The sequence below is a fragment of the Serratia sp. CoH_134_PS_4 genome (assembly GCF_058190535.1).
This window is the reverse complement of sequence record NZ_JBXWKI010000002.1, coordinates 274,758-300,771: the sequence shown is the minus strand read 5'-3', so window position 1 is coordinate 300,771 and position 26,014 is coordinate 274,758. Positions and strand designations below refer to the sequence as shown.

The 26,014-nt window shown below is 55.9% G+C and carries 17 protein-coding genes, 5 tRNA genes and 1 other RNA gene; 13 read left to right on the top strand and 10 right to left on the bottom strand.

The window, feature by feature from the left end; genetic code table 11:
* Positions 1 to 5: 5 nt before the first annotated feature.
* Positions 6 to 1,691 (top strand): acetolactate synthase AlsS, encoded by a 1,686-nt coding sequence (gene alsS, locus AC2FCQ_RS06695; RefSeq protein ID WP_265555507.1) that lies wholly within the window; start codon positions 6 to 8, stop codon positions 1,689 to 1,691.
* Positions 1,692 to 1,830: 139 nt separating this feature from the next.
* Positions 1,831 to 3,417: an ABC transporter substrate-binding protein gene (locus AC2FCQ_RS06690; protein ID WP_209638695.1), complete on the top strand. Its 1,587-nt coding sequence runs from the start codon at positions 1,831 to 1,833 to the stop codon at positions 3,415 to 3,417.
* Between the two features lie 172 nt (positions 3,418 to 3,589).
* Here the strand turns inward: AC2FCQ_RS06690 and AC2FCQ_RS06685 are convergent, their stop codons facing one another.
* Positions 3,590 to 5,869 (bottom strand): TonB-dependent siderophore receptor, encoded by a 2,280-nt coding sequence (locus tag AC2FCQ_RS06685; protein WP_490309058.1) that lies wholly within the window; start codon positions 5,867 to 5,869, stop codon positions 3,590 to 3,592.
* A gap of 321 nt (positions 5,870 to 6,190) precedes the next feature.
* On the opposite strand from AC2FCQ_RS06685, the gene fes reads away from it, so the two are divergent.
* From fes to AC2FCQ_RS06670, 3 genes are read left to right on the top strand one after another with little or no spacing between them, the layout of a single operon-like run.
* Positions 6,191 to 7,561 (top strand): enterochelin esterase, encoded by a 1,371-nt coding sequence (gene fes, locus AC2FCQ_RS06680; protein WP_209638699.1) that lies wholly within the window; start codon positions 6,191 to 6,193, stop codon positions 7,559 to 7,561.
* The gene (locus AC2FCQ_RS06675) at positions 7,536 to 7,742 is read left to right on the top strand and encodes an MbtH family protein (RefSeq protein WP_209638701.1); all 207 of its coding nucleotides are present in this window, start codon (positions 7,536 to 7,538) and stop codon (positions 7,740 to 7,742) included. The genes fes and AC2FCQ_RS06675 overlap by 26 nt, the downstream gene beginning before the upstream one ends.
* A 32-nt stretch (positions 7,743 to 7,774) precedes the next feature.
* The gene (locus AC2FCQ_RS06670) at positions 7,775 to 11,719 is read left to right on the top strand and encodes an enterobactin synthase subunit F (protein ID WP_490309060.1); all 3,945 of its coding nucleotides are present in this window, start codon (positions 7,775 to 7,777) and stop codon (positions 11,717 to 11,719) included.
* 77 nt (positions 11,720 to 11,796) lie between these two features.
* Here AC2FCQ_RS06670 and AC2FCQ_RS06665 read toward each other — a convergent pair whose 3' ends face one another.
* Genes AC2FCQ_RS06665 through fepD form a run of 3 tightly spaced genes read right to left on the bottom strand, consistent with a single transcriptional unit; the run spans position 11,797 to position 14,692 of the window.
* Positions 11,797 to 12,597 (bottom strand): ATP-binding cassette domain-containing protein, encoded by an 801-nt coding sequence (locus AC2FCQ_RS06665; RefSeq protein ID WP_209638706.1) that lies wholly within the window; start codon positions 12,595 to 12,597, stop codon positions 11,797 to 11,799.
* On the bottom strand, positions 12,594 to 13,619 hold the full coding sequence (gene fepG / locus AC2FCQ_RS06660; protein WP_265555517.1) for an iron-enterobactin ABC transporter permease: 1,026 nt from the start codon (positions 13,617 to 13,619) through the stop codon (positions 12,594 to 12,596). Before fepG ends, AC2FCQ_RS06665 begins: the two co-directional genes overlap by 4 nt.
* The gene (gene fepD, locus AC2FCQ_RS06655; protein ID WP_209638710.1) at positions 13,619 to 14,692 is read right to left on the bottom strand and encodes a Fe(3+)-siderophore ABC transporter permease; all 1,074 of its coding nucleotides are present in this window, start codon (positions 14,690 to 14,692) and stop codon (positions 13,619 to 13,621) included. Before fepD ends, fepG begins: the two co-directional genes overlap by 1 nt.
* 259 nt (positions 14,693 to 14,951) lie before the next feature.
* Here fepD and entS point away from each other — a divergent pair, with 259 nt between their 5' ends.
* Positions 14,952 to 16,220 (top strand): enterobactin transporter EntS, encoded by a 1,269-nt coding sequence (entS, locus tag AC2FCQ_RS06650; protein WP_209638712.1) that lies wholly within the window; start codon positions 14,952 to 14,954, stop codon positions 16,218 to 16,220.
* On the opposite strand, the gene fepB is transcribed toward entS, so the two are convergent.
* Positions 16,207 to 17,166 carry a Fe2+-enterobactin ABC transporter substrate-binding protein gene (fepB, locus tag AC2FCQ_RS06645; protein WP_209638714.1) on the bottom strand — a complete coding sequence of 320 codons (960 nt, stop codon included), beginning with the start codon at positions 17,164 to 17,166 and terminating at the stop codon, positions 16,207 to 16,209. The two genes, entS and fepB, sit on opposite strands and share 14 nt — an antisense overlap.
* A gap of 198 nt (positions 17,167 to 17,364) precedes the next feature.
* Here fepB and AC2FCQ_RS06640 point away from each other — a divergent pair, with 198 nt between their 5' ends.
* The 4 genes from AC2FCQ_RS06640 to dhbA are packed head-to-tail and all read left to right on the top strand — an operon-like array spanning position 17,365 to position 21,826.
* Positions 17,365 to 18,573 (top strand): isochorismate synthase, encoded by a 1,209-nt coding sequence (locus tag AC2FCQ_RS06640; protein WP_490309062.1) that lies wholly within the window; start codon positions 17,365 to 17,367, stop codon positions 18,571 to 18,573.
* Between the two features lie 8 nt (positions 18,574 to 18,581).
* Positions 18,582 to 20,210: a (2,3-dihydroxybenzoyl)adenylate synthase gene (locus tag AC2FCQ_RS06635; RefSeq protein WP_490309063.1), complete on the top strand. Its 1,629-nt coding sequence runs from the start codon at positions 18,582 to 18,584 to the stop codon at positions 20,208 to 20,210.
* Positions 20,211 to 20,213: 3 nt separating this feature from the next.
* The gene (locus tag AC2FCQ_RS06630; RefSeq protein ID WP_209638720.1) at positions 20,214 to 21,068 is read left to right on the top strand and encodes an isochorismatase; all 855 of its coding nucleotides are present in this window, start codon (positions 20,214 to 20,216) and stop codon (positions 21,066 to 21,068) included.
* A complete protein-coding gene (gene dhbA / locus AC2FCQ_RS06625) occupies positions 21,068 to 21,826 on the top strand; it encodes a 2,3-dihydro-2,3-dihydroxybenzoate dehydrogenase (RefSeq protein WP_209638722.1) in 759 nt (252 codons plus the stop codon). The genes AC2FCQ_RS06630 and dhbA overlap by 1 nt, the downstream gene beginning before the upstream one ends.
* Before the next feature lie 632 nt (positions 21,827 to 22,458).
* Here dhbA and AC2FCQ_RS06620 read toward each other — a convergent pair.
* The 4 genes from AC2FCQ_RS06620 to AC2FCQ_RS06605 all read right to left on the bottom strand — a co-directional run bounded on the left by AC2FCQ_RS06620 (position 22,459) and on the right by AC2FCQ_RS06605 (position 22,932).
* A non-coding RNA gene (locus tag AC2FCQ_RS06620) (RtT sRNA) lies at positions 22,459 to 22,584 on the bottom strand.
* A gap of 73 nt (positions 22,585 to 22,657) precedes the next feature.
* Positions 22,658 to 22,733, bottom strand: a tRNA-Lys gene (locus AC2FCQ_RS06615).
* A 7-nt stretch (positions 22,734 to 22,740) separates the two neighbouring features.
* Positions 22,741 to 22,816: transfer RNA gene (locus AC2FCQ_RS06610), tRNA-Val, on the bottom strand.
* A gap of 40 nt (positions 22,817 to 22,856) precedes the next feature.
* Positions 22,857 to 22,932 (bottom strand) — tRNA-Val (locus AC2FCQ_RS06605).
* 292 nt (positions 22,933 to 23,224) lie between these two features.
* Between AC2FCQ_RS06605 and gltX the strand changes: the two genes are divergently transcribed.
* Positions 23,225 to 24,640 (top strand): glutamate--tRNA ligase, encoded by a 1,416-nt coding sequence (gltX, locus tag AC2FCQ_RS06600; protein ID WP_209638724.1) that lies wholly within the window; start codon positions 23,225 to 23,227, stop codon positions 24,638 to 24,640.
* A 68-nt stretch (positions 24,641 to 24,708) separates the two neighbouring features.
* Here gltX and AC2FCQ_RS06595 read toward each other — a convergent pair whose 3' ends face one another.
* The gene (locus AC2FCQ_RS06595; protein ID WP_404759183.1) at positions 24,709 to 25,494 is read right to left on the bottom strand and encodes a formate/nitrite transporter family protein; all 786 of its coding nucleotides are present in this window, start codon (positions 25,492 to 25,494) and stop codon (positions 24,709 to 24,711) included.
* Positions 25,495 to 25,801: 307 nt separating this feature from the next.
* On the opposite strand from AC2FCQ_RS06595, the gene AC2FCQ_RS06590 reads away from it, so the two are divergent.
* Both AC2FCQ_RS06590 and AC2FCQ_RS06585 read left to right on the top strand, forming a co-directional pair.
* Positions 25,802 to 25,877: transfer RNA gene (locus AC2FCQ_RS06590), tRNA-Ala, on the top strand.
* A 60-nt stretch (positions 25,878 to 25,937) separates the two neighbouring features.
* Positions 25,938 to 26,013 (top strand) — tRNA-Ala (locus AC2FCQ_RS06585).
* The last annotated feature ends 1 nt before the right edge of the window (position 26,014 follow it).

Sequence of the window (26,014 nt, the reverse complement as noted above, 5' to 3'; positions counted from 1 at the left end):
ATTCCATGAGCAAGGCAAATACAGACCATAACTGGTCATGCGGCGCAGATTTAGTGGTGAAAAATTTGGAGGCGCAGGGCGTCAAACACGTATTCGGTATCCCAGGGGCCAAGATCGACCGCGTATTCGATTCGCTGGAAGACGCGCCATCGATAGAAACCGTCGTCGTGCGTCATGAAGCCAATGCGGCATTTATGGCGGCAGCGGTCGGGCGCCTAACCGGCAAGGCCGGGGTCGCGCTGGTGACCTCAGGGCCGGGCAGTTCCAACCTGATTACCGGGCTGGCAACCGCAACCTCGGAAGGGGACGCGGTGGTGGCGTTCGGTGGCGCGGTGAAACGTGCTGATAACCTGAAACAGACCCACCAGAGTATGGACACTGTCAGCATGTTCCGGCCGGTGACCAAGTATTGCGCCGAAGTCCACGCCGGTTCGGCAATTTCTGAAGTGATCGCCAATGCGTTTCGTCACGCCGAATTTGGTCGCCCGGGGGCTTCGTTCGTCAGCCTGCCAATGGACATCGTCAATGAACCTGTCAGTGCGCCTGTGCTGGCAGGGTGCCGATTGCCGCGCATGGGCGCTGCGGCTACCGAGGATATCCACGCCGCAGTAAAACTGATCCAGCAAGCGAAATGCCCGGTGCTATTGTTGGGGCTACAGGCCAGCCGCCCGGAAAATAGCGAGGCGGTGCGCCATTTGTTGCACCGGACTCATATGCCGGTCGTGGGGACTTATCAGGCGGCGGGGGTGATCGACGTTAACCACTTTGCGCGTTTTGCCGGCCGCGTCGGGTTATTCAACAACCAACCTGCCGATCAGCTATTGCAGAAGGCAGATTTGGTGGTCAGCGTCGGTTATGGCCCGATCGAATACGATCCCTGCATGTGGAACAGCCAGGGCAGATTAAAACTGGTGCATATTGACGTGTTACCGGCAGACATTGATACCTGTTACCGCCCGGACGTTGAGCTGGTGGGCAATATCAGTGCCACCCTCAACACGATGACTGAAGCCTTTAATACGGTCGTGAGTGTGCCTGCGGAGGTGGAGTTGATCCTCAGTGATCTTGGCCGCCAGCGCACCGAATTGGCGGAACGCGCTGCGCGCCGCGGTGGCATGCCGATCCACCCACTGCGTATTGTGAAAGAGCTGCAGGACATTGTCAGTGACGACGTGACGCTGTGCGTCGACATGGGCAGTTTCCACATTTGGATTGCGCGCTATCTATACAGCTTCCGTGCACGTCAGCTGTTGATTTCTAACGGCCAGCAGACCATGGGGGTGGCGTTGCCGTGGGCGATCGGTGCGGCGTTGGTACGCCCGGGAGACAAAGTGGTGTCGATTTCCGGTGACGGTGGCTTTATGCAATCGAGCATGGAACTGGAAACGGCCGTACGGCTGAAAAGTAATATCGTGCACGTGATATGGGTCGATAACGCCTACAACATGGTGGAAATGCAGGAGGTAAATAAATACCAGCGTAAATCCGGCGTGGAATTTGGCCCAATCGATTTTAAAGCCTATGCGGAAGCCTGTGGTGCGGTCGGTTTTGCCGTGCAGTCGGTGGAGGATTTACGCCCGATGCTGCGTAAAGCAATGGACATTCAGGGGCCCGTCGTTGTGGCTATTCCGGTCGATTACGCTGACAACTATAAACTGATGGCGCAGATGAACTTTGACCAGATGATTTAATTTCAGCAGGCGTGTTAACCACGGGGGGCGCAGCATCCAGCACTCCCCGTTTTTTGTGTTCATAATTTGTCCTTTACATCCCTAACTGCATGATTTATTGGTATCCATCGAGTCTATTTTCTATACCGGGGATGGCAGGATGAAAACAAAAGCAATGCTGGGATTGTTAGCGATGGCAGTGATGAGCGGTGCGCACGCCAATACGCTGGTTTATTGTTCCGAAAGCTCGCCGGAAGGATTTAACCCGCAGCTCTTTACCTCTGGCCCAACGGTAGACGCCAGTTCGGCAACGATTTACAACCGGCTGGTGGACTTCAAAACGGGCACCGTTGAGCTACAGCCCAGCCTGGCGGAAAGCTGGCAGGTGAGTGAAGACGGCAAAAATTACACTTTTCATCTGCGAAAAGGGGTGAAATTCCAGAGCAATAAATATTTTACCCCCACCCGTGATTTCAACGCCGATGACGTTATCTTCTCTTTCATGCGGCAAAAAGACGCCAATAATCCGTATCACAAGGTCTCTAACGGCGCTTACACCAACTTTGAGTCAATGGAGTTTGGCACGCTGATCAACCAGATTGTCAAAGTGGATGACAACACCGTGCGCTTTGAGCTTTCGCGCGCCGAAGCGCCATTCGTGGCCGATCTCGGCATGTACTTCGCCACCATCCTTTCCGCCGAATATGCTGATGCCATGTTGAAAGCCGGTACCCCGCAGCGGGTGGACAACGACCCGATCGGCACCGGTCCTTTCCAGTTGGTGCAGTACCAGAAGGATGCGAAAATCCTCTACAAGGCGTTTGATCACTATTGGGAGGGCAAACCGAAGATCGACCGGTTGGTGTTCTCTATCACCCCAGACGCGGCAGTGCGCTATGCCAAGCTGCAAAAGAATGAGTGCCAGGTGATGCCGTTCCCTAACCCGGCGGATCTGGCGCGCATGCGTCAGGATCCCAACATCCAGCTCATGGAAAAATCCGGTCTGAATATCGGTTTTCTGGCGTTCAATACCCAAAAAAAACCGTTGGATAACGTCAAGGTGCGGCAGGCGCTGGCGCTGGCAGTGAACAAACCGGCGATCCTGGAAGCCGTGTTCCACGGTGCCGGTCAGCCGGCGAAGAACCTGCTGCCGCCAACCCAATGGGGCAGCAACGATAACATTGAGGATTACCCGTATTCGCCGGAGAAAGCCAAACAGTTACTGCAGGAGGCGGGGTTAGGGCAGGGTTTCGCTATCGATCTGTGGGCGATGCCGGTGCAGCGCCCGTATAACCCGAACGCCAAACGCATGGCGGAGATGATCCAGTCTGACTGGGCGAAGATCGGCGTGAAGGCAAAGATTGTCACCTTTGAGTGGGGTGAATATCTGCAACGGATAAAAAATGGTGAGCATCAGACGGCGCTGATGGGGTGGACCACCGCCAACGGCGATCCGGATAACTTCTTCGGGCCGCTGTTTACCTGCGTTTCGGCCAACGGCGGGTCAAACTCGGCCAAGTGGTGCTATCCGCCGTTTGATAAACTGATTCTGCAGGCGCGTGAGGAGAACGACCATACCAAACGGGTGGCGATGTACGAGCAGGCACAGGTGATGATGCATGAACAAATGCCGGCAATGATGATTGCCCATTCGACCATTTTTGAACCGGTACGCAAAGAAGTGAAAGGCTACGAGATCGACCCGTTTGGTAAGCACATCTTCAAACAGGTCTCACTGGAGAAATAATAAAACAGGGGCTGCATTGGCAGCCCCGGAGATCCTTGGCAAACGTAATGGTAGGGGCGCTGCATGCTGCGCCCGGTTGCATAAACAATGGGGGTAAATCGGGTCGAACATGTTCGACCCCTACCGGTTTAGCCTTTTCGCGGGGTGTTAGCAGTCTTGATTAATCAAGCGTTTAGAAATGGGTGTTTACGCTCATATAGTAAGTGCGGCCAGGTTCGTTGTAGGTTGCAGCCCCTGCACCGGCAATGTTAATGGTGCCGGTTATTGGGTCGCCGACGTTCTGCGAGTTACCTTCACGGAATTGGCGTTTATCGAACAGGTTGTCGATACCGGCAGTCAGGCTGACGTTTTTGGTCACATCATAAGTTGCACTGGCGCCAACCACAGCGTATGGGCTGACTTCTTTGGTTTCGGTACCGCTAACCGGTTTACCCTGGTAGTTGTATTTCTTCGGCTTCTGACGGCCGTACCAGGTCAGGGTCGATTGCATCGACAGTTCCTGGGTTGCCTGCCAGCTCAGCGTCGAGTTGATGGTGAACTTAGGAATAATCGACAGGTAATCACCGGTGCTCTTATTCTTGTTTTCAATCATATAGGTGGCGTTGTTGGTCCAGGATACGGTCTCGCTGACCGGGACGTTCAACGTACCTTCCAACCCTTGCACAACCGCTTTTGGTACGTTTTCCCATTGGTAAATGGCGGTACCGGTGCTGCTGATGCCGATTCGGCTATTACCCGCTTCGATTTTGTTGTGGTAATCGTTACGGAAGTAAGTCACACCGGCCAGCCAGCCGTCATTATGGAACTCCAGGCCAATCTCTTTGTTGACGCTGGTTTCCGCCTTCAGATCGTCGTTACCGAGCAGGTAACAACCATTTTTGACATCGCTGGAGGAACAACCTTGGCCTTTGCTGTAAAGCAAATAGTTTTGGTTGGTCTGGTACAGGTTAGGCGCTTTATAGGCGCGGGCGATGCCCATCTTCAGCGTGAAGAAGTCGCCCAGTTCCTGTGACAGATTCAGGGACGGGCTCCAGTTGTTGCCGGACTCAGAGTGCAGATCGTAACGCAGGCCCGGTGTCAGCATGGTGGTATCCGTCAGCTCCATGTTGTCTTCGGCAAACAGCGAGAAGATATGCGCGGAGGCGTAAGGGCTGCGGGTTCCTGTTTCTTGACCAAGAATGGTTCCGCCCATCAGCGTTTGGCTGGTGGAAGATCCATCCTTCATTCTCTGTTGGTTCCACTCGGTTCCCACCGTGGCGGTTTGCGTCACGCCCAGTTCAAATGGCACGCTGACTTCACTGTGCGCCAGGAAGTCGTCCAGTTTGGTCGTACCGAAACCGTTATTTTTAGGATCGAAGATGCCTTCGGTACCGCCGGCTAGACCTTCGCTCAGACGCGTATTACGCGTTCGTTCGAACTGAATATAGTTGTTGGTGCTGACACCGTTATCCCAGGCACCGCGGTGGTTGAGGCCGAAGGTTTCGCGGTAAATGCGGTTGGTCTCTTTACCGTAGTTGCTCTGTACCAACGCATTGGAGTTGGTGTTTTGAGTATCACCGGCATACAGGTTGCCCTGACGGCCGTAAGCATACTCAAACTCCAGTGACTGCAAGTGCGCAAAGTCCCAATGCAGCATGGCATCGATATTTTTGTCTTCTACGCCTTCGCGTCCGGCGGGGGTGCTGTTAGCGTAGGCCGGCGCACGGTAAGATTTATGCGATTCGTTAATATCCCACGCATCGGCCTGAGTTTTGCTGTAACCACCGAACAAGCGGAAGCTGAGTTCATCGGTCAGCGGGCCGGAGAGGCTGAAGTCGGTACGCTTGGTAGCGCCTTCTTGCTTATGCTGCGGTACGTTGAAGAACGCATTCAAAGAGCCGTGCAGCTCTTTGGTGTCCTTCTTGGTGATGATGTTAACCACGCCACCGGCAGCGCCGTTGCCGTAGCGTGCCGCAGCCGGGCCGCGCAACACTTCGATGCGTTCAATCATCTCTGGAGGTACCCAACCGGTGTCGCCGCGGGTATCACGTTCGCCACGCCAGCCCTGGCGCACGGAGTTGCGGCTGGTTGCCGGTTTGCCGTCGATCAGGATCAGGGTGTTTTCCGGACCCATACCACGGATATCAAGCTGGCGGTTGTTGCCGCGCTGACCGCTGGTAGAGTTACCGGTCAGGTTAACGCCAGGCATGGTACGGATCAGTTCGCTGATATCGCGTGCGGGTGGGCGTTTCTTAATTTCTTCGGCCGTGATGGTGGACACCCCCGGCGCCTGCAAATTCTGCTTGGCGGCGGTGACGACGATGGTGTCCTCGTGGGTTTCTTTTTTGTTTTTGGCGACGTTGTCGGTTTCGGCGGTGGTATCAGTTTGCTGTGCGGCGTGCGCAAAGGCGGACGCGCCTAACCCTAACCCGATGAGTGTGGCTAAGGAGTAACGAGATAATTTGCGGTTCATGTGAGAGTTCCTACCTTGCTGCCTTTCCCGGGGCACCGACGCAGTAGGCCACCGGCTGAGAGAAGGGCGGTTGTAGTTTTTGTGTTTTCGAAAATAAAAATCCAACTGGCCGAGACGCAACGGCAACAGCATCGGATTCAGCGCTAAAATCCGGTATCCATCCCTGTTGAAGAATACCTGCCCTGTTTGCGAGCCTACACACACTATTGCAAACGCAAATAATTATCAATAGTATTCGGTTTACCGTTTTCTTGGGCAGCGCCTCGCGCCGCGAATTTACCGGCTTTCCTGAAGCTGCCAGCTAAATAGTGAATAGGCGTTTTGAAAACAAAATCCGAGTCAGAAAGCAGCAGATTATTATCGAGCAAGCACGCCGGGCGCCATGGATGGTGGCTGAATATCGCCAAACGCGGCACGCCGCTGGTGGAGCTGCAAGGGGATGGGCGAGGGAAGGTCACATTTTTATGGCGTGATCCTCAGGGATGTGAGCTCACTTCAGCCTATCAACGCGTCTGGATCCACATCAATTGCCTGACCGACCACCATCAATCATCGCCGCCGCAGAGCCTGCAACGATTAGAAGGCACCGACGTCTGGTACTGGCAAACGGAACTTAGCGCCGACTGGCGTGGCAGCTACTGTTTTATCCCCTGTATGGACGACCGCCCTTTGGAACACAGTGATGACGATGCGCATGCAAATATGCATTCGATTCGTCACTGGTGGCATCAGGTGTTTGCCGGCGCGACGCAAGACCTGCTTAATCCTCACCGTTCTTGGGCCGGTGTCAGCGGCAATGTACTGTCGGGTTTGCATATGCCGGAAGCGCCGCCGCAACCCGCCTGGCAGGATTTTGATCGCTATGCGGTCGCCAGCGGACGTTGTACGCCAGCACCGCCGGCGAGATTGCAGCGCCACCCTTGGCACAGCAAGCGGTTGGGCAACACCCGTAATGTCTGGGTGTATACCACTGGCGACAGCAATCCGGGGCAGCGCCCGTTGGCGGTCTTATTGGATGGCCAGTTTTGGTCGAGCAATATGCCCGTCTGGGATCCGCTGATGCAGTTAACCCGAGAAGGCACACTGCCGGAAGCGGTTTATTTACTGATCGACATTATCGATCTCAAGCACCGTACTCAGGAGCTGGCCTGCAATGAAGATTTCTGGCTGGCGGTGCAAGAGGAACTGTTGCCGCAGGTTGCCGAATGGGCACCGCACAGCCGCGATCCGGCCCGCACCCTGGTGTGTGGCCAAAGTTTCGGTGGTTTATCTTCACTGTACGCCGGGTTGCACTGGCCACAGTGCTTCGGCGGGGTGATCAGCCAGTCAGGCTCTTTCTGGTGGCCACGACGTGATATGTACCAGCGCGAAGCGATACCGGCCGATGCGGGTTGGTTGCTGCGTCAAGTCGAGCAGGGCGTTGGTAAAGGTAAATTGAACGTGTTTATGGAAGCCGGCGTGCACGAAAAAGTCGCGCACCGGGTGAATGACCGAATGGCAGATTTGTTGCGTGATGCCGGTCACCGGGTGCAATACCGGACGGTGGCGGGTGGGCATGACTACCTCTGTTGGCGTGGCGGTTTGATCGATGGACTACAGGCGTTGTGGGCAGATCAGTACCCTGCGTCTGCGGCCAAGTTAACTTTTTCTGCCCAAGGAGTCCGCGATGGAAACTCTGAACCCGTTCGATGACGAACAACAAATCTGCCTGATTGTGCGCAATGACGAGCAGCAATGCAGCCTGTGGCCTGATTTTAGCGCAGTACCGGCGGGGTGGACGCCGGTATTCGGCCCGGCAGCACGGTCACAATGCGTGAACTGGCTGGAACAGCATTGGCAGGATATACGGCCCGCATCACTGCGTAAGGCGTGATGGCGTCAATACCGAAAACAGGAGTCAGTACCTTGTCAGACAGCACTTTGTTATCGGCCGAACAGCAGCTCGCCACTGAGCTGCCGTTGGTCGCCGCGCAACCTGGAATTTGGGTTGCCGATCAAATTTCACCGCATGCCAATGCGTATGCGGTTTCCCACTACATCGAACTCAATGGCGCGTTGGATCAGGATCGTTTGATGCAGGCGATTGCACAGGGCTTGTCCGAAGTGGATACCCTGCAGTACCGCTTTGACGAGCGTGATGGGGTTCCTGTGCAATGGCATGATCCGTCACTCGCGATCCTGCCGGTAGAATATCTTGATCTCAGCGATTCTCCTGATGCCGCGGCGGCGGCACGCGCTGTCATGCAACTGGATATGTCCGGTGATTTACGTATCGGCAGCGGCAATGCGCTGTATCGGCATATCTTGATTCGTCTGTCGGAACGACGTTGGTTCTGGTATCAGCGTTATCACCATATTCTGGTTGATGGCTTCAGTTTCACTGCTATTGCCCGCAGAATTGCCCATATTTATACCCGGATGTTACGTAATGAACAGCCGGATCCGACGCCGTTTAGCGCATTTAGTGAGGTGGTCGAGGAGTATCAGCGCTATGCGCAGTCGGCTACGAGCCAACGCGACGCCGCGTTTTGGCTCAATAAGGCACAACAGTTGCCGGCACCGGCAACCCTTTGCCCGCAACCCTTGGCTGGACAGACGCCGACCACCCGTATTCATCGGTTGTCGCAACTGTGCGACCAGCAGGACTTTAGCCAACTGGTGAACGCCGGTCAGCAGCAATTTAGCGTGGCAGATATGGCGCTGGCACTGGTGGCGTTATGGGTGTCTCGTCTGAGTGGCCACGCCAGTTTCAGCGCCGGTTTCATCTTTATGCGCCGTACCGGTTCGGCGGCGTTGTGTGCCAACGGCCCGGTGATTAACGTATTGCCGATCGAAATGCACCTCGAGCCGCAGGCGACCTTGAGCGACGTTGCCGGCAATATTGGCCGCGAGCTGAAAATCGTCCGTCGCCATCAGCGCTATGAGGCGGAACAGGTACAACGGGATCTGGGGCGGATTGGCGATGCTCAGCCGCTGTACGGCACGGTTTTCAACTTTAAAATGTTCGACTTCCAGTTGGACTTTGGCGGTATTGACGGTATTACCCATGAATTGGCATCAGGGCCCGTTCGGGATCTGGAGGTAGCGCTGTACCTGGATGAGTCCGGTACGCTGAAGGTTGATTTGCTGGCCAATGCCGAGCGCTATCAGCGTGATGAGTTGGCTGCGCATTTACAGCGTTTGCCGTTATTGTTGCGTCAGTTTGCCGCACAGCCCCAGATGCCGATTAGCGAAGCCGATTTGCTTACCGAGCAAGATCATGAGCTGCTGGCCAGGGTTAACGACACTGCGCATCCGGTGGCACCGCAAACGCTGACAGACCTGTTGGCAGACCAGGCGCTGAAAACCCCGGATGCCCCGGCACTGGCTGATGCGCAATACCAGTTCAGCTATCGGGAAACGCGTGAACAGGTTATGGCGTTGGCGCGCCAATTGACCGCTCAGGGCGTACAGCCTGGGGATATCGTCGCCGTCGCGTTGCCGCGTTCCGTGTTCCTGTCGTTGGCATTAATGGCCATTGTTGAGGCTGGCGCGGCTTATTTACCGCTGGACACCGGTTATCCTGACGAACGCCTCAGCATGATGCTGGAGGACGCCTCCCCACGCCTGATCATCACCGAACCTGGCCAGCAAGCGCGTTTTGCTGGCAAGGGCGATATTTTCCTGTATGACGCACCGCTGGCGGCTGACAGTGCAGCGGATGCTGTGCTCCACGGGCCTACGCCACATCATCCGGCCTACATTATCTTTACCTCGGGTTCGACCGGGCGGCCAAAAGGTGTGCTGGTGGGGCACCAGGCGATCGTCAACCGTTTGTTGTGGATGCAGCATCAGTATCCGATGGCTGCGGGCGACGTGGTGTTGCAGAAAACCCCTTGCAGCTTTGATGTTTCGGTGTGGGAGTTTTTCTGGCCGCTGATGGTGGGGGCGCAATTGGTGATGGCACCGCCGGAGGCGCATCGCGATCCGGAACAGCTGCTGCAATTGATTGACCGGTATCGGGTGACCACCATGCACTTTGTGCCTTCGATGCTGGCGGCCTTTGTGGGGGCGCTGGATAGCCGACAAGCGGTGGCCTGCTGCGCACCATTACGACAGGTGTTCTGCAGCGGCGAAGCACTGCCTGCCGAGCTGTGTCGCTTATGGCAAAGCCGCACCGGTGTCCCATTGCACAACCTGTATGGTCCGACCGAAGCCGCTGTGGATGTCAGTTGGCACCCGGCTTGGGGCGAGGCGTTGGCCGCTGTCACGGGGGCTAACGTGCCGATCGGTTTGCCGGTGTGGAATACCGGGTTGCGCATCCTTGACGCCCGTCTGCGTCCGGTGCCGCCGGGTGTTGCTGGCGACTTGTATCTTACCGGTGTACAGCTGGCACAGGGGTATTTGGGGCGACCGGAGCTGACCGCCAGCCGCTTTGTGGCCGATCCTGAGGGTAAGGGTGGCCGAATGTACCGTACGGGCGACGTTGCCCGCTGGTTGCCAGGCGGCGAGGTCGAATACCTTGGCCGTAGTGACGATCAATTAAAAATTCGTGGTCAGCGCATCGAACTGAGTGAAATCGATCATGCGCTGCTGTCGTTGCCGGGCATCAAGCAGGCGGTTACGCATGCGCTGGTGCTGAATAATACGCCAACCGATCCTGCCGGCGGCGATGCCCGCCAACTGGTGGGGTATTTGGTGGCGCAGCCGGACGTACGTCTTGATCTGGACGCGCTGCGTGCTGCGCTGGCCGATCGTCTGCCGCCACATATGGTGCCGGTAGCGTTGGTTGAGATGGCGTCTCTGCCGCTGAGTGCCAACGGCAAGCTGGATCGTAAAGCTTTACCACAACCGCAAAGCGGCGTCAGAGCCGCAGGGCGTGAACCTGCAGCGGGGCTGGAAACGGCAATCGCCACCGTGTTCGCCCGGTTGCTGCAGCGTGAAACTGTCTTTGCCGACGACGATTTCTTCGCTCTCGGCGGGCACTCGCTGCTGGCGATGCGCCTGGCGGCGGAACTGCGTCGTGATCTGGGCAAGGCGGTGTCTGTCGGGCAGGTGATGGTCGCTTCTCGCGTGGAACAACTGGCGCAGTTGCTGGCGCAAGAGCGCACGCAGGAAGAAGCGGACCAGACGGGTTTTGACAGCATATTGCCACTGCGTACCACCGAGGGGCCGACGTTGTTCTGTCTGCATCCGGCCTCTGGATTCTCCTGGCAGTTCAGCGTACTGCCGCGCTATATCGATCAGCATTGGTCGCTGGTGGGGATTCAGTCACCGCGCCCCGACGGCCCGCTGGCGCTCAGTGAGCACATGGATCAGGTGTGCGACGCGCATCTGGAGAAAGTATTGCAGGTGCAGCCGCACGGTCCGTATCACTTTATCGGTTATTCGCTGGGTGGCACGTTGGCGCAGGGTATCGCAGCCAGGTTGCAGGCGCGGGGTGAAGACGTGGCCTTCCTTGGGTTGCTGGATACCTACCCGCCGGAAACGCAGAACTGGGACGTGATGCTGGATGACAACGTGCTAAAAGAAGTTCAGCGCGAACGTCAGCAATTCCTGGCAGTGTCCGAGGATGCGCTTGATCCGGCATTGGGTGAAACCCGTGTGGCGATGTTCGATAATATCGAAGCCAACTACGCCGACTCGGTTCGCCTGCTTTCTGCGACCAATACGGCGAACTTCAAAGGGCAGGCGACGCTGTTTGTTGCACGTCAGACCTTGCAGGAAGGGATGGATGTCCAGCAGACCTGGGCGAAATACGTGGATACCTTGCAGGTGCATGAACTCGATTGTGCGCACGTAGATATCGTTTCACCCACCTCATTCAAAGTATTGGGGCCGTTATTGAACCGCATACTTCGAGCGTTGTAATCCCCAGTGATGGTAGGGGATGAATACATTCGTCCCGATTAACGCGGGCCCAGCATGCTGGGCCCCTACAATCTCGATTACTTACCCAGTGGTACCACCAACGGCGTGTGTGAAACCGGATCATCAATGATCATGCAGCGCAGGCCGTACACCTTTTCGATCAGTTCCGGCGTCACAATATCCTTAGGCGCACCTTCGGCAACGACCTTGCCGTCTCGCATGGCGATCAGATGCGTGGCATAACGGCAGGCATGGTTAAGATCGTGCAGCACGACCACCAACGTATGACCGTTTTCACGGTTTAACTGGCGCATGAGCTCCAGCAAATCTATCTGATGGGTGATATCCAGCCAGGTGGTCGGTTCATCCAGCAGCAACAGCGGTGTTTGCTGCGCTAATACCATCGCAATCCACACGCGTTGGCGTTGCCCGCCAGAAAGCGTATCAACCGGCTGTTCGGACAGCTCAAAAACGCCGGTCGAACGCATGGCCTGTTCCACCGCCTGTTGATCTTCCTCACGCCAGCGACTGAACAGACGCTGGTGCGGATAGCGGCCTCGGGCCACCAAATCAAACACGGTAATGTCGCCCGGCGCTGTTGAGCTTTGCGGCAGCAACCCCAGTTGGCGTGCCACCTCTTTGGTCGCATATTCGCTAATCTGTTTGCCGTTTAGCCAGACCGCGCCTGCCTGTGGTTGGATCAGACGGCTGAGGGTGCGCAACAAGGTAGATTTGCCACAGGCATTTGGCCCGATAATGACCGTCAGTTCACCGTGCGGGATGGAGACGGAAAGGTCGCTTGCGACGATTTTTTTGTCATAACCGAGCGTCAGGTGTTCAGCGCGCAATGGCGCGGTCTGCAAGGGATCAGCATTCATTTTTTTCGTGACTCACGGATTAATAACCAAATCAGGTAAATGCCACCCAGGCTGACGGTGAGTACACCGACCGGCAACTGATAAGGCATAAACAGGCGTTGTGCGGCGACATCGGCGAGCAGCAGCAGCAGGGCGCCCGTCAGAGCAGTCAGCAGCAGTACGCTACGGTTGGCGCACAGGCGTCGCGCAATCTGCGGTGCCACCAGTGCGATAAAGGAGATGGGCCCCGCCACGGCGGTGGCGGCCGCCGTCAGGACGACCCCGACCAGCAGCAGCAATACGCGCGAACGTTCCACTGACACACCGAGCGCGCAGGCGGCGTCATCCCCCATTTCCAGCAGCCGCATACGGCGAGCCAGCGTCAATAACAGCAGGCAGCACAGTGCAATCACGACCAGTACGGGCAGGCTTTTCGCCCAGCTGACGCCGTTAAGTGAGCCCGCGTTCCACAGCCCGGCAGACATCGCTGATTCCAGCGAGGCGCTGATAAGAAGCCAGGTATTACCGGCGACCAACAGGGCACGCACCGCAATGCCAACGATAATCAAACGGAATGATTCGACACCATTTCGCCACGCCAGCAAATAAATCAACGCGGCGGTGAGTAAGCCACCGGCCAACGCTCCAGCGGTGATGCCGAAGACACTTCCATTAAACAATACGATGGCTACCAATACGCCGCTGTAGGCGCCGGTGTTAAAGCCAATTACGTCAGGGCTGCCGAGCGGGTTGCGCAATATCGATTGGAAAATGGCCCCGCTGAGGCCGAGCGCCGCCCCCAGCAACAGAGCCATCATCACGCGTGGCAAGCGCCATTGGGTGACGATCACCGCCAGGTTTGCCGGGCCTTCACCGCGCAAGGCGTCGATCACCTGCGAGGCACTCAGCGACAGTGCGCCAGAGCCCAAGGCGTAAATGGCGAGCCCCAGAGCGGCCAACATGAGCAACATCGCGGTCAGCGTCGGACGCGACAAGGCGCGAATTTTGTGGTTAGCCATCCGACGGGCTGCAGACATCGACATTAGCGCTGCCTCCTGAACATATGGCGCTGACGCACCAGCACGATCAGCAGCGGTGCACCAATCAGGGCGGTGACGATGGAGACACGTAATTCACCGGCAACCAGGAAACGACCGAGGAGGTCGGCGCTCAGCAGCAGGATAGGGGTCAATACCAGCGTCCAGGGCAGCATCCAGTGCAGCTCTGAACCGGCCAACCGACGGGCAATATGCGGCATCATCAGGCCGACAAAGGCAATCGGACCGACGGCAGCTGTAGCACCGCCGCACAGTAAGGTAATCGCCAGCAGGCCCAACAATTGGGTACGAACAATGCCGGTACCCAGTGCGGTAGCCAATTCATTGCCCATGCTCAGGCTATTGAGCGACTTACTCATCCACAGCGTAATCAGCGTACCCAATAAGATCGGCAGGGCGACGGTACGCACCACCTGCATATTTTGAATATCCAGAGAACCGGCCTGCCAAAAACGCAGCTGATCGAACACCAGCGGGTTTAACAGGGAAATCCCAGAGGTCAGGCCCTCAAGCACCGCCGCCATTGCGACCCCGGCTAGCGTCAGGCGCACCGGGTTCAAACTGCTGCCACCCAGAGCACCGATCAGTGCGACAAGCAGCGCGGCAAACATCGCACCGGCAAAGGCGAACCACAGATATTGGCTGATGTTGGCGGCACCAAAGAAGGTGATACCCAGCACTACGGCAAAGCCTGCACCGGCGTTAACGCCAAGAATACCGGGATCGGCCAGCGGATTGCGGGTGAGGGTTTGCATCAGTACCCCAGACAGACCCAATGCGATACCCGCCAACACGCCAACCAGCGTGCGTGGCAGCCTGGCATTGGTAATGATGGTGCAATCCGCCCCGCTGCATTGCCCATTCAGCGCCTGGATGACCGTATCAAAGGGAATAGACTTGGCGCCAAGCGACAGGCTGAGCAGCATGATGACCAACAGTGCGAAAAGAGCAATCAGCAGACCAAACAGCCTGCGGCGAAATGAACGGGGAGTGCCCCCAAGGTGACGCCCCCCAGAGGTGGGAACGGGCTGTGTGCAATGGCGTGTAATCCGTAACATAACAATCCATTATTTAATTGAATATAAATGATATTTATTATCATTATTGATTGTTTTCATCTATGGTACCATGAGTTCCTTCGCTATTGCAGCACATACCCTTCATTCTTGAAGCTGCATCTGTGTTGGCTGCGAGCGCTGGCCTGGTGGCTTACTTGAGTAAGCACCCTGGGGATGCTCGCGCTTGCCGCCTTGATGCAACACCAATTATTTTGGCTATAGACGCTGCCCCTTTTCTTTAGTTGTGGTGAGAAAGCTGATGAGTAAGCCCTCTATTTTGCTTGATTTTGGCCTGCTTAAGACCAATGGCGCTTTTCGCGCCGTATTCTGTGCGCGCTTTATTTCCATTCTCGCACTGGGATTGATGGCCATTGCGATCCCGGTTCAGATTCAAGCCTTGACCGGATCGACGTTGTTGGTCGGGTTGTCCGTAACGCTGGCAGGTAGCGGCATGTTTGCCGGGTTGCTGATGGGCGGTGTACTGGCCGATCGCTACGAACGTCGCCGTCTGATTTTGTTTGCGCGCTCCACTTGCGGCATTGGTTTTATCGGTCTGTGTCTGAACGCCGCGTTGCCAGCACCTTCATTGACGCTGATTTATCTGTTGGCGGTCTGGGACGGTTTCTTTGGTGCGGTCGGCGTTACGGCACTGTTGGCGGCAACGCCCGCGCTGGTAGGGCGTGAAAATATCGTGCAGGCCGGGGCTATCAGCATGTTGACCGTCCGCTTTGGCTCAATCCTTTCTCCGGCGATCGGGGGTTTGGTGATCGCCAATGCCGGTGTGACGTGGAACTACGGTTTGGCGGCGTTTGGTACCTTGCTGACGTTGATCCCTTTACTGCGTCTGCCTCAGCTGTTGCCGCCACCGCAGCCGCGTGAGCACCCGCTGCGTGCGCTCGCCGGCGGTTTCGGCTTCCTGTTCCGCAACCGGGTGATCGGTATGGTGGCGCTGATCGGCGCATTGCTGACCATGGCCAGTGCAGTGCGAGTACTGTATCCGGCCATGTCCGGCATGTGGCATGTCAGCGCAGCACAATTGGGCTTTATGTACTCTGCTGTCCCACTGGGTGCGGCGATAGGGGCTTTCACCAGTGGGCGAGTTGCCCAGGTTGCACGTCCGGGTTGGATGATGCTGATGACGGCGATTGGCGCCTTTATTGCCATTGGTCTGTTCGGTCTCATGCCGTGGTATGGCCTGGCGCTGTTTTTCCTGGTGGTTTTCGGTTACCTGAGTGCGTTGAACTCACTGTTGCAGTATGGGTTGATCCAGAACCTGACGCCAGATGCGTTCCTTGGGCGTATTAATGGCTTGTGGACGGCGCAAAACGTGGTAGGGGATGCACTGGGTGCGTTGCTGTTGGGGGCGATGGGGGCGTTTATGCTGCCGGCGATGACATCAACCAGCTTTGGTTTTGGTGTTGCGGTACTCGGCGTAGTGCTGGCTTTCGCGATGCGTGGTTTGCGTCAGGTTGGCAGTGGCGGGCAAGAAAATGATCTCCAGCCCGCCGCAGAATCTACTGAGAAATAAACTGTTTTTCCAACAGCGTCAGCAGATTGCTGGCGCTGTAATAATCCAGTCGGAAAGTATCATTCCCCAGAGCATAAACCCGCTTGTGTTGCACTGCCGGCAGATGAGCCAGGAAAGGATTCGCCATCAGCCGCTGCGCGTCACTGTCGTTGTTGGCAAATAGCATCAGCGTCTGGCCGTTCAGGCCTTCCGCCAGGTTCTCTCCACTAAGTTGAATAATGTCTTTGCGCATTCCCATGCTGCGGCTGTTGTTCAGCTTGGCGGGTGGGACGGCCAGCGTAAAACCAAGCTGCTTGAGCATTTGGCCCTGGGAAGATTCAGCGGTCCATAGATTGGCAGACTTACCGTCGGCGCTGAATACCAAGGCGGAGACGGGTTGTTCCGGCAGGGTCATACGCTGTTTCAGCGATTTCTCGCGGGCATCGAAATCACTGACGACTTTTTGTGCCTGGGCTTCGTGCCCAGTGGCCTGACCCAATTGAGTCGCCAACGCCTGCCAGCTTTTGTCGTCGTAATTGACGACCAACACCGGGGCAATGGCGGAGAGTTGATCGTACAAGCGCAGGGCGGAATCGGCACCGGTTGCTGAAATAATGATCAGGTCCGGGGCTTCACCGGCGATGGCCTCGGCGTTGGGTTCACCAATGTACAGGCGTTTAACGCCGCGTTGCGCCGCAATAGCGCTCCACTGGTGGAAGAAGCCCTGTGAATCAGCCAGACGGCTGCCGGGCGTAGTGGCACCACTGGCGACCACCGGCGCGTCGATCGCCAACAGGGTGCCGGTAACGGTAACGCTGGTGGAAACGATACGGGCAGGGGGCTGTGCGAGCGTCACCACGCCGTGTGACGTTTCAATTTTACGCGGCCAGCCAGCGTCTGCGGCATGGGCTGCACCGATAGCCATCATGCCAAATAGCGCCAGGCTGATGAGCAGATTCTTCTTCATAAAGCATTCCTCAGACGTTAAATAGTAATACTTATCATTTATATAATTAAAGCTGCTGGTTTTATATCATGATTATGATTGGAAGAACTGTTTACATTTATTGACATAGCATATTCACGAGGGTAATTTAACGCGATTCAATACAAATGATAATCATTATTATACAGGTTATTGTTAATGATACGAAAGGGAGAACCGATGAGTGTGACAGCAAAGGGTACCGGGCAGAAGAAGCCACAAAGCAAGGGCAGCGAACAGCCTGTCGCAGGTGTGTCGCCGACTTCCGGCTTTTTCTTTACCTCTCCTTTCCGTAGCCTGAGCACGCAAGGCTGCTTCGCCAAAATCACGCTGCCGGCCCTGGATGGCGACCAATTGAATGGCGAATTCCAACAGGCGGTGCAGCATGCGTTTGCCGAGGCCAAACTGGCGGGAGTTAAGAACCCGGTTTTGTGCGGTGCGATCCCTTTTGACACTCATCAACCCTCAGCGCTGTTTATTCCCCAGCGCACCCAATGGTTTGAACGCGATGCCTTTTTGGCCAGCGTGACATCCCCACAGGACGCTTTGCCGGAGATTACCCGGCAAAGAGAAGTGCCTGCCCAGCAACCCTTCATGCAAATGGTGGCGGATGCGGTAGAGGCGACCAAAGGCGACCAGTTGGATAAAGTGGTCCTGTCGCGTCTGCTGGAGATTGAAACGCGTGAGCCGGTGGACCGCCAGGCGTTGATGGCGCGTATCATCGCCCAGAACCCGCATGGTTTCCACTTCCACGTACCGCTGGAGCAGGGGGCATTGCTGGGCGCTAGCCCAGAACTTCTGCTACGTAAGTCCGGCGCTCAATTTTTCTCTAACCCATTGGCAGGATCCGCTCGACGCCATGCCGATCCACAGCGAGATCGCGAGATCAGTCAACAGCTGTTGGTATCAGAAAAAGATCGCTATGAGCACCAGTTTGTCACCGAAGGGATGCGGCAGGTGCTTACAGAACGCTGCAGCTATCTGAATATCCCAACCACGCCAGAATTATTGAGCACCACCACGCTGTGGCACCTGTCCACACCGATCGACGGTGAGGCAACCAGCCGTGCGGAGAATGCGCTCTCGCTGGCCTGCCTGCTGCACCCGACGCCTGCGCTGTGCGGTACGCCGACGGCATTGGCACACCAGGTGATTAAACAACTTGAACCCTTTGATCGCGGCCTGTTTGGCGGGATTGTCGGCTGGTGTGATGCTGAAGGTAACGGTGAGTGGGTGGTCACGATTCGTTGCGGCACGGTGCAGGGCAACCAGGTGCGACTGTTTGCCGGTGCCGGCATAGTGCAAGACTCTTCGCCGGAATCTGAATGGCATGAAACCGGCACCAAACTCAGTACCATTTCGCGGGCGTTTGGCCTGAACCAAGGATAGACATTCCCATGAGTATTGCTTTTACCCCCTGGCCTGATGATTTAGCCCGTCGTTATCGTGAACGCGGATATTGGACCGATAGGCCATTGACCGACATCGTCACTCATCAGGCTAAAAATGACGCCATCGCGTTGATCGACCCACAACGTAGCCTGAGCTATCGCCAGCTTAACCAGCTTTCCGATCGGCTGGCTGCCGCCCTTCAGCGCCGGGGCATGCAAAGCGGCGATACCGCGTTGGTACAGCTGGGTAACGTGGTCGAGTTCTATGTGACGTTTTTTGCGTTGCTGAAAATGGGTGTTGTGCCCGTAAACGCATTGTTCAGTCATCAACGCAACGAGCTAAATGCATATGCTGCGCAGATCAAACCGGCATTACTGATTGCCGACCGTCAGCATGCTCTGTTTGGTAACGACGAATTCCTGACGGCGTTCCGTGCCGAGCATCCTTCCTTGCGTGTGGTGGGGTTGCGTAGCCAGGAGGGGGGCGAACTGTCACTGTCAGCCTGGCTGGAAGAGGACAGCGGTGATTTTGTTGCTGCGCCAACCCCGGCAGACCAGGTGGCATTTTTCCAACTGTCTGGTGGCAGCACCGGGACGCCAAAGCTCATTCCACGCACCCACAATGATTACTATTACAGCATCCGCCGTAGCGTGGAGATCTGTCATTTCGACGTGGATACTCGCTACCTGTGCGCATTGCCGGTTGCGCATAACTACCCAATGAGCTCGCCGGGTGTCCTGGGGGTTTTCTATGGTGCCGGGTTGGTGGTGTTTGCCAGCGATCCCGATGCCGGACAATGCTTCCGACTGATCGAACAGCATCAGATTAATGTGACGGCGCTCGTACCGCCGGCGGTGACGCTGTGGCTGCAGGCTATTGAAGAGTGGGGCGGTTGCCAACAACTGACCAGCCTTAAGCTGCTGCAGGTGGGCGGTGCCAAGCTGGGGGAAACGCTGGCGGCGCGTATTCCTGCGGAAATCGGCTGTCAGTTACAGCAGGTGTTCGGTATGGCGGAAGGCCTGGTGAATTACACCCGGCTGGATGATGACGACCGGCATATTCTGACGACCCAGGGCTGCCCAATGTCACCGGATGACGAGTTATGGGTGGCCGATGATGATGGCAACCCGCTGCCGGTAGGGGAAACCGGGCGTCTCATGACCCGTGGGCCCTATACCTTCCGCGGTTATTACCAAAGCCCGGAGCATAACGCGGCGGCTTTTGATCTCGACGGGTTTTACTGTTCCGGCGATCTGATCAGCCTGACTGAAGACGGCTATGTGAAGGTTGAAGGGCGACAGAAAGATCAGATCAACCGCGGCGGGGAAAAGATCGCCGCCGAGGAAATCGAAAATCTGCTGTTGCGTCATCCGGAAGTGATCAATGCGGCGCTGGTATCGATGCCGGATGAGCTGATGGGCGAAAAAAGCTGCGCCTATATTATCGCCACCACGGCACTGAAACCGGTCGTGCTGCGTCGCCATTTACGCGCCGAGGGCGTGGCCGAATTCAAATTACCCGACCGTTTTATACAGGTTGATACGCTGCCGCTCACCCCGGTTGGCAAAGTGGATAAAAAACTGTTGCGCCAACGCCTGGAAGCGCAACAACTGACTCTGGTCCAGGGAGAATAAGTCATGGCCATTCCAAAACTTAATGATTACGCGTTGCCGACTCAGGCTGAGCTGCCAACCAACAAAGTGACCTGGGCGGTGGAACCGCAGCGCGCTGCACTGCTGATCCACGACATGCAGCAGTATTTTCTGAATTTCTGGGGCGAAGACAGCCCGTTGATCAAACAGGTGGTGGAGAACATTGCCAACCTGCGCCGTTACTGCAAGTCACAGGGGATCCCGGTGTTCTATACCGCCCAACCGAACCAGCAAAGCGATGAAGATCGCGCTTTGCTCAATGACATGTGGGGACCGGGTTTGAATAAACATCCGGAACAGCAGGCGGTGGTTGCCGCGTTGGCGCCGGAAGACGACGATACTGTATTGGTGAAGTGGCGCTACAGTGCTTTCCACCGCTCACCATTGCAGGACATTCTGCAGGAATCAGGCCGCGATCAGTTGATTATCTGCGGTGTGTACGCGCATATCGGTTGTATGACCACGGCGATTGATGCCTTCATGCGCAATATTCAGCCGTTTATGGTGGCTGACGGCCTGGCCGACTTCTCTCGTGAAGAGCATCTTATGGCGTTGCGCTATACCGCAGGCCGTTGTGGCCGTGTGGTAACGACCGCCGAACTGTTGCCAGGTATCGCCAGTAAGGCGGCACTGCGTCAGCAAATCATGCCTTTCCTCGACGAAGACAGCGAGGACATGGGTGACGACGAAAACCTGATCGACTACGGTTTGGATTCGGTGCGCATTATGGAGCTTGCCGCGCGCTGGCGTAAAATCCGTGGCGATATCGATTTTATCGCCCTGGCCAAGAACCCGAGCATTGATGGCTGGTGGGCGCTGTTGTCAGAGGGGAAAGCCTGATGGCGCAACCGGGCGATTTTGCAGGTAAACGCGTCTGGGTCACTGGTGCAGGGGCCGGGATTGGTTTGGAAACGGCGTTAGCCTTTATGCGGGCCGGTGCCGAGGTGATTGGTTTTGATAAGCACTTTGGCGAGCCGGAATATGCCTTCCGTACCGAAGTACTGGATATCGCCGACAGTGATGCAGTCGATCTTGTGTGCGGACGTTTGTTGGCTGAGCAGGGTGAATTAGACGTGCTGGTGAATGGGGCGGGTATACTGCGTATGGGGCTGACGGATGAAACCAGCGCTGCAGATTGGCTGGCTTGTCTGGCTGTCAATGCGGGTGGGGCATTCAATATGTTCCGCCATGCCTTGCCGGTGTTCCGCCGTCAACGGCGTGGTGCGATTGTCAGTGTGGCGTCCAACGCAGCCCATGTGCCGCGTGTCGGCATGGCGGCCTACTGTGCCTCCAAGGCGGCATTGCGTAGCCTGTGCCAGACCGTAGGGTTGGAAATGGCCCCTTATGGCGTTCGCAGCAACCTGGTTTCGCCGGGTTCAACCAATACGCCAATGCAGCGTGGTATGTGGCAGGACGAAACGGGTGAGCAGAAAACGATTAACGGTTTCCCGGAACAGTTCAAACTGGGCATTCCGTTGGGGAAAATAGCTCAGCCGCAGGAAATCGCCGATGCGATTTTGTTCCTGGCTTCCGATCGTGCCGGTCATATCACCATGCAGGATATTGTGATTGATGGCGGGGCGACGCTGGCGGCCTGATATACCCGTCATACTTCAAGCTGCAGGGGCGTTAACTGCAAGCGTTCACCCGAATCACTGACTTGAGTAAGCTCATCGTGATTATGAGCCTCTTTGAGGCTCACCCTAGCGGGCCAACGCAAGCGTTGTTCGAATCAGCTAAAGCCGATTTGTCTCGCTCTTGTCGCCTTCCTGCAACTCGAATTATTTAGGGTCTATATTTATGACCATAGGGCGCTGCTTGCAGCGCTTTTTTCATGGGCTTAGCAAGGAGGGAAAAGGTAATGGGGGGCCGAACGACAGATGCGAAAAAGCGCCTCAGACTGCTGATAAAGCCCGTTATTAGGGAGAGCGTGCCAAAGGGGTCGTAGCGGCTTGCCCGCCGACCCATTTGCCGGGAGCAAATGGGAACGACTTCCAGTCGGCCCGAAGGGTGGGACACACGGACGTGTCCCATAATGGCCCCTCGGTGCGCTAGGCCCGGGTATCTCGGACGTAAAGACAACGTTGTCACCAAACTCAAGCGTTGTTCAAAAGCGTAAACGCTTTTGTCTCATCCAGCACGACGCTGTGCACGTTGAGACAGAGGTGTTTGGGAAATTGAGTGGGGCACAGATGCGAAAAAAGCGCCAAAAGGCGCTTTTTTTCTGTATTGGTGGGTCGTGCGGGATAGATTCGGCCTTTGGCCTCACCCTGCGGGCAACGCTGCGCGTTGTCGTCTCGCTTCGCTCGGCTCGAACCTGAACGCAGGTTCTCCTCCAGCACGACGCTGTGCACGTTGAGACAGAGGTGTTTGGGAAATGAGTGAGGCACAGATGCGAAAAAAGCGCCAAAAGGCGCTTTTTTCTGTATTGGTGGGTCGTGCGGGATTCGAACCTGCGACCAATTGATTAAAAGTCAACTGCTCTACCAACTGAGCTAACGACCCGCAGAAGTGGTGGGTGATGACGGGCTCGAACCGCCGACCCCCTCCGTGTAAAGGAGATGCTCTACCAACTGAGCTAATCACCCTCATTCTTCTCATTTCTTACTGCTTTACTGCTCAACAAGATGGTGGGCGATGACGGGCTCGAACCGCCGACCCCCTCCGTGTAAAGGAGATGCTCTACCAACTGAGCTAATCGCCCCGTCTTGTTGGAGTCGCATTATAGGGATAGTTGAAAGTGAGTCAACGGTTTTTAAAATGATTTCAATCGTTCGCCGCAAATTTAAACAGGATGCGATATTTATAACCGGCAATGATGATTCTTTGCACATTGTTATGCGAAACGCGTTTCAGAGAGAGCGAAATCAGGCGTAGCAATATCGTGTCGGCGTTGAGGAATTAGCGCGTGGTGATACAATGTTGCCCACTTTTTTAAATTCCGAGCAATCGTCGGCAACCGCTGACACGCGTTGCGTAATAAGGCAGTGAACCCAATGAAAATCAAAACCCGTTTTGCACCGAGCCCAACCGGCTATCTTCACGTCGGTGGCGCCCGTACTGCGCTTTATTCCTGGTTATTCACTCGCCATGCGGGCGGTGAGTTCGTTCTGCGTATCGAAGATACCGACCTGGAACGTTCAACCCAGGATGCGATCGACGCAATTATGGATGGCATGAACTGGTTAAACCTGGATTGGAACGAAGGCCCGTACTTCCAGACCAAGCGTTTTGATCGCTATAACGCGGTAATTGACGACATGCTGGTGCAGGGTACCGCCTATAAATGCTATTGCTCGAAGGAACGTCTGGAAGCGCTGCGTGAAAAGCAAATGGAAAACGGCGAAAAACCGCGTTACGACGGTCACTGCCGGGACAGCCAGTGCAGCCATACAGATGACGAGCCACACGTGGTACGTTTCCGTAACCCGCAGGAAGGTTCGGTCATCTTTGATGACAAGATCCGTGGCCCGATCGAATTCAGCAACCAAGAACTGGATGATCTGATCATCCGTCGTACCGACGGTTCACCGACCTACAACTTCTGCGTAGTTGTAGACGACTGGGATATGGAAATCAGCCACGTGATCCGCGGTGAAGACCACATCAACAACACCCCGCGCCAGATCAACATTCTGAAAGCGCTGGGCGCACCGGTACCCGAATACGCGCACGTTTCGATGATCCTGGGCGACGACGGCAAAAAACTGTCTAAACGTCATGGGGCAGTAGGTGTGATGCAGTATCGTGACGACGGCTATCTGCCGCAGGCGCTGCTGAACTACCTGGTACGTTTGGGCTGGTCCCATGGCGACCAGGAAATCTTCTCTATTGATGAGATGAAAGAGTATTTCACTCTGGAAGCGATCAACAAATCTGCCAGTGCCTTCAATACAGAGAAGCTGCAGTGGCTGAACCACCATTACATTAACCATATGCCGGCTGAAGAAGTGGCGGTGTACCTGGCGTGGCACGTGGAACAACAGGGTATCGAAACCCGTAATGGCCCTGAGCTGAAAGACATCGTTAAGCTGTTGGGCGAGCGTTGTAAAACCCTGAAGGAAATGGCGGAGTCTTGCCGTTACTTCTACGAAGACTTCAGTGAGTTCGATGCTGACGCTGCCAAAAAACACCTGCGTCCGGTTGCACGCCAGCCGCTGGAGGCCGTACGTGCCAAATTGGCGGCTATCACTACCTGGACGCCAGAAAACGTGCATGACGCCATTCAGGGCACGGCTGATGAGCTGGGTGTCGGTATGGGCAAGGTCGGTATGCCGCTGCGCGTAGCGGTCACGGGTGCCGGCCAGTCACCGGGTATGGATGTTACCGTACATGCTATTGGTCAGGCACGTTCTCTGCAGCGTATTGATCTGGCGCTGGCTTACATCGCCGGACGTGAAGCCCAGGCCTGATCGTTTCTGAGCCTGTAAATAAAAAAGCCCCGTGGAGTTATCCCGGGGCTTTTTTTTATCTGCGCCGATCAGGCCTGTTCGCTGGCAGGAACGGCGGGGCGGTAAGCGAGGAAGTACATCAAACCGACGAAGCCTGCACCTCCCAATGCGTTACCGAGGAATACGGCGGTGAAGTTGGGCAGATATTGGCCCCAGCTCATGCCACCGGCAAAGATAGCGGCCGGGATTATAAACATGTTTGCCACCACGTGTTGAAAACCAATAGCCACAAAAGCCATCACCGGGAACCACATGCCAATCACTTTGCCCGGCACGTCTTTGCTGGCAAAGGCTAACCATACTGCCAAACACACCAGCCAATTGCAGCCGACGCCGGAAATGAATGCGTGCAGGAAATCGGCATCGACCTTGGCTTGTGCGATGGACAGGGTTTTGTGCAGGAATGCGCCCTCTGTCAGGCCAAGCAGGTGGCCAAAGAAATAGGCGACAGCCACGCTGCCGACGAAGTTGGCCAGCGTGACCCAGAACCAGTTGCGCAAAATGGCGAAAAACGAAATCTGGCGAGCAAACCAGGCTATCGGTAATGTCATCATATTACCGGTCAGTAACTCACCACCGGCAAGAAGGGTCAGGATCAGCCCGATCGGGAAGACAGCGGCGCCAAGCAATGCGCCGAAGGAGCCCCATTCGGCCGGTAAGGTGCCGATAACGTGGATGTCCAGCAGGAAGCCGGTCGCGATAAAGGCCCCGGCGAGAAAGCCCAGAATGAGCAGGTTGGCGAGTGACGCCTGGCTTTTGTTTACGCCTGCCTGAATGGCTAGCGCAGCGATTTCTTTTGGTGAATGCAACGACATAACTGACTCGGTTTATAGTTGTGGAATTTACGACGGGGGCAGTCTATGCCTGTGGGGCGGGTGACTCAAGCCTAAATCGCTAACATTCCGTTAATTAAAAATCAACACATTGGATAAGGTTTTTTGGTTTTTGTGATGCGGCGCTTGCTGCGGCTGATTTTTACCCATAAACGCGATTTTTTAGCGTGAAACGCGCTGATTTGGCGGCTTTTTCAGCGCTTGGCTGAGTAATTCAATTTAGCCGTTGACAGTGTTTCAGGGGTTTCATATTATGCGCCCCGTTCACAGGATTTTGTGATTGTGGATTGGGGCTATAGCTCAGCTGGGAGAGCGCTTGCATGGCATGCAAGAGGTCGACGGTTCGATCCCGTCTAGCTCCACCAACCTTTATCTCAGAAAGGTTGGTGAATACCGTAACGCCGGTTAAAGCGTACCACTTTTGTGGGGCTATAGCTCAGCTGGGAGAGCGCTTGCATGGCATGCAAGAGGTCGACGGTTCGATCCCGTCTAGCTCCACCAA

Coding starts and splice junctions, on each gene's coding strand:
- fepD (WP_209638710.1), bottom strand. CDS start 14,692: ATGTTACGGATTACACGCCATTGCACACAGCCCGTTCCCACCTCTGGG.
- fepB (WP_209638714.1), bottom strand. CDS start 17,166: ATGAAGAAGAATCTGCTCATCAGCCTGGCGCTATTTGGCATGATGGCT.
- AC2FCQ_RS06685 (WP_490309058.1), bottom strand. CDS start 5,869: ATGAACCGCAAATTATCTCGTTACTCCTTAGCCACACTCATCGGGTTA.
- AC2FCQ_RS06665 (WP_209638706.1), bottom strand. CDS start 12,597: ATGAATGCTGATCCCTTGCAGACCGCGCCATTGCGCGCTGAACACCTG.
- AC2FCQ_RS06690 (WP_209638695.1), top strand. CDS start 1,831: ATGAAAACAAAAGCAATGCTGGGATTGTTAGCGATGGCAGTGATGAGC.
- AC2FCQ_RS06630 (WP_209638720.1), top strand. CDS start 20,214: ATGGCCATTCCAAAACTTAATGATTACGCGTTGCCGACTCAGGCTGAG.
- fepG (WP_265555517.1), bottom strand. CDS start 13,619: ATGTCGATGTCTGCAGCCCGTCGGATGGCTAACCACAAAATTCGCGCC.
- entS (WP_209638712.1), top strand. CDS start 14,952: ATGAGTAAGCCCTCTATTTTGCTTGATTTTGGCCTGCTTAAGACCAAT.
- gltX (WP_209638724.1), top strand. CDS start 23,225: ATGAAAATCAAAACCCGTTTTGCACCGAGCCCAACCGGCTATCTTCAC.
- AC2FCQ_RS06595 (WP_404759183.1), bottom strand. CDS start 25,494: ATGTCGTTGCATTCACCAAAAGAAATCGCTGCGCTAGCCATTCAGGCA.
- AC2FCQ_RS06635 (WP_490309063.1), top strand. CDS start 18,582: ATGAGTATTGCTTTTACCCCCTGGCCTGATGATTTAGCCCGTCGTTAT.
- AC2FCQ_RS06640 (WP_490309062.1), top strand. CDS start 17,365: ATGAGTGTGACAGCAAAGGGTACCGGGCAGAAGAAGCCACAAAGCAAG.
- alsS (WP_265555507.1), top strand. CDS start 6: ATGAGCAAGGCAAATACAGACCATAACTGGTCATGCGGCGCAGATTTA.
- dhbA (WP_209638722.1), top strand. CDS start 21,068: ATGGCGCAACCGGGCGATTTTGCAGGTAAACGCGTCTGGGTCACTGGT.
- AC2FCQ_RS06675 (WP_209638701.1), top strand. CDS start 7,536: ATGGAAACTCTGAACCCGTTCGATGACGAACAACAAATCTGCCTGATT.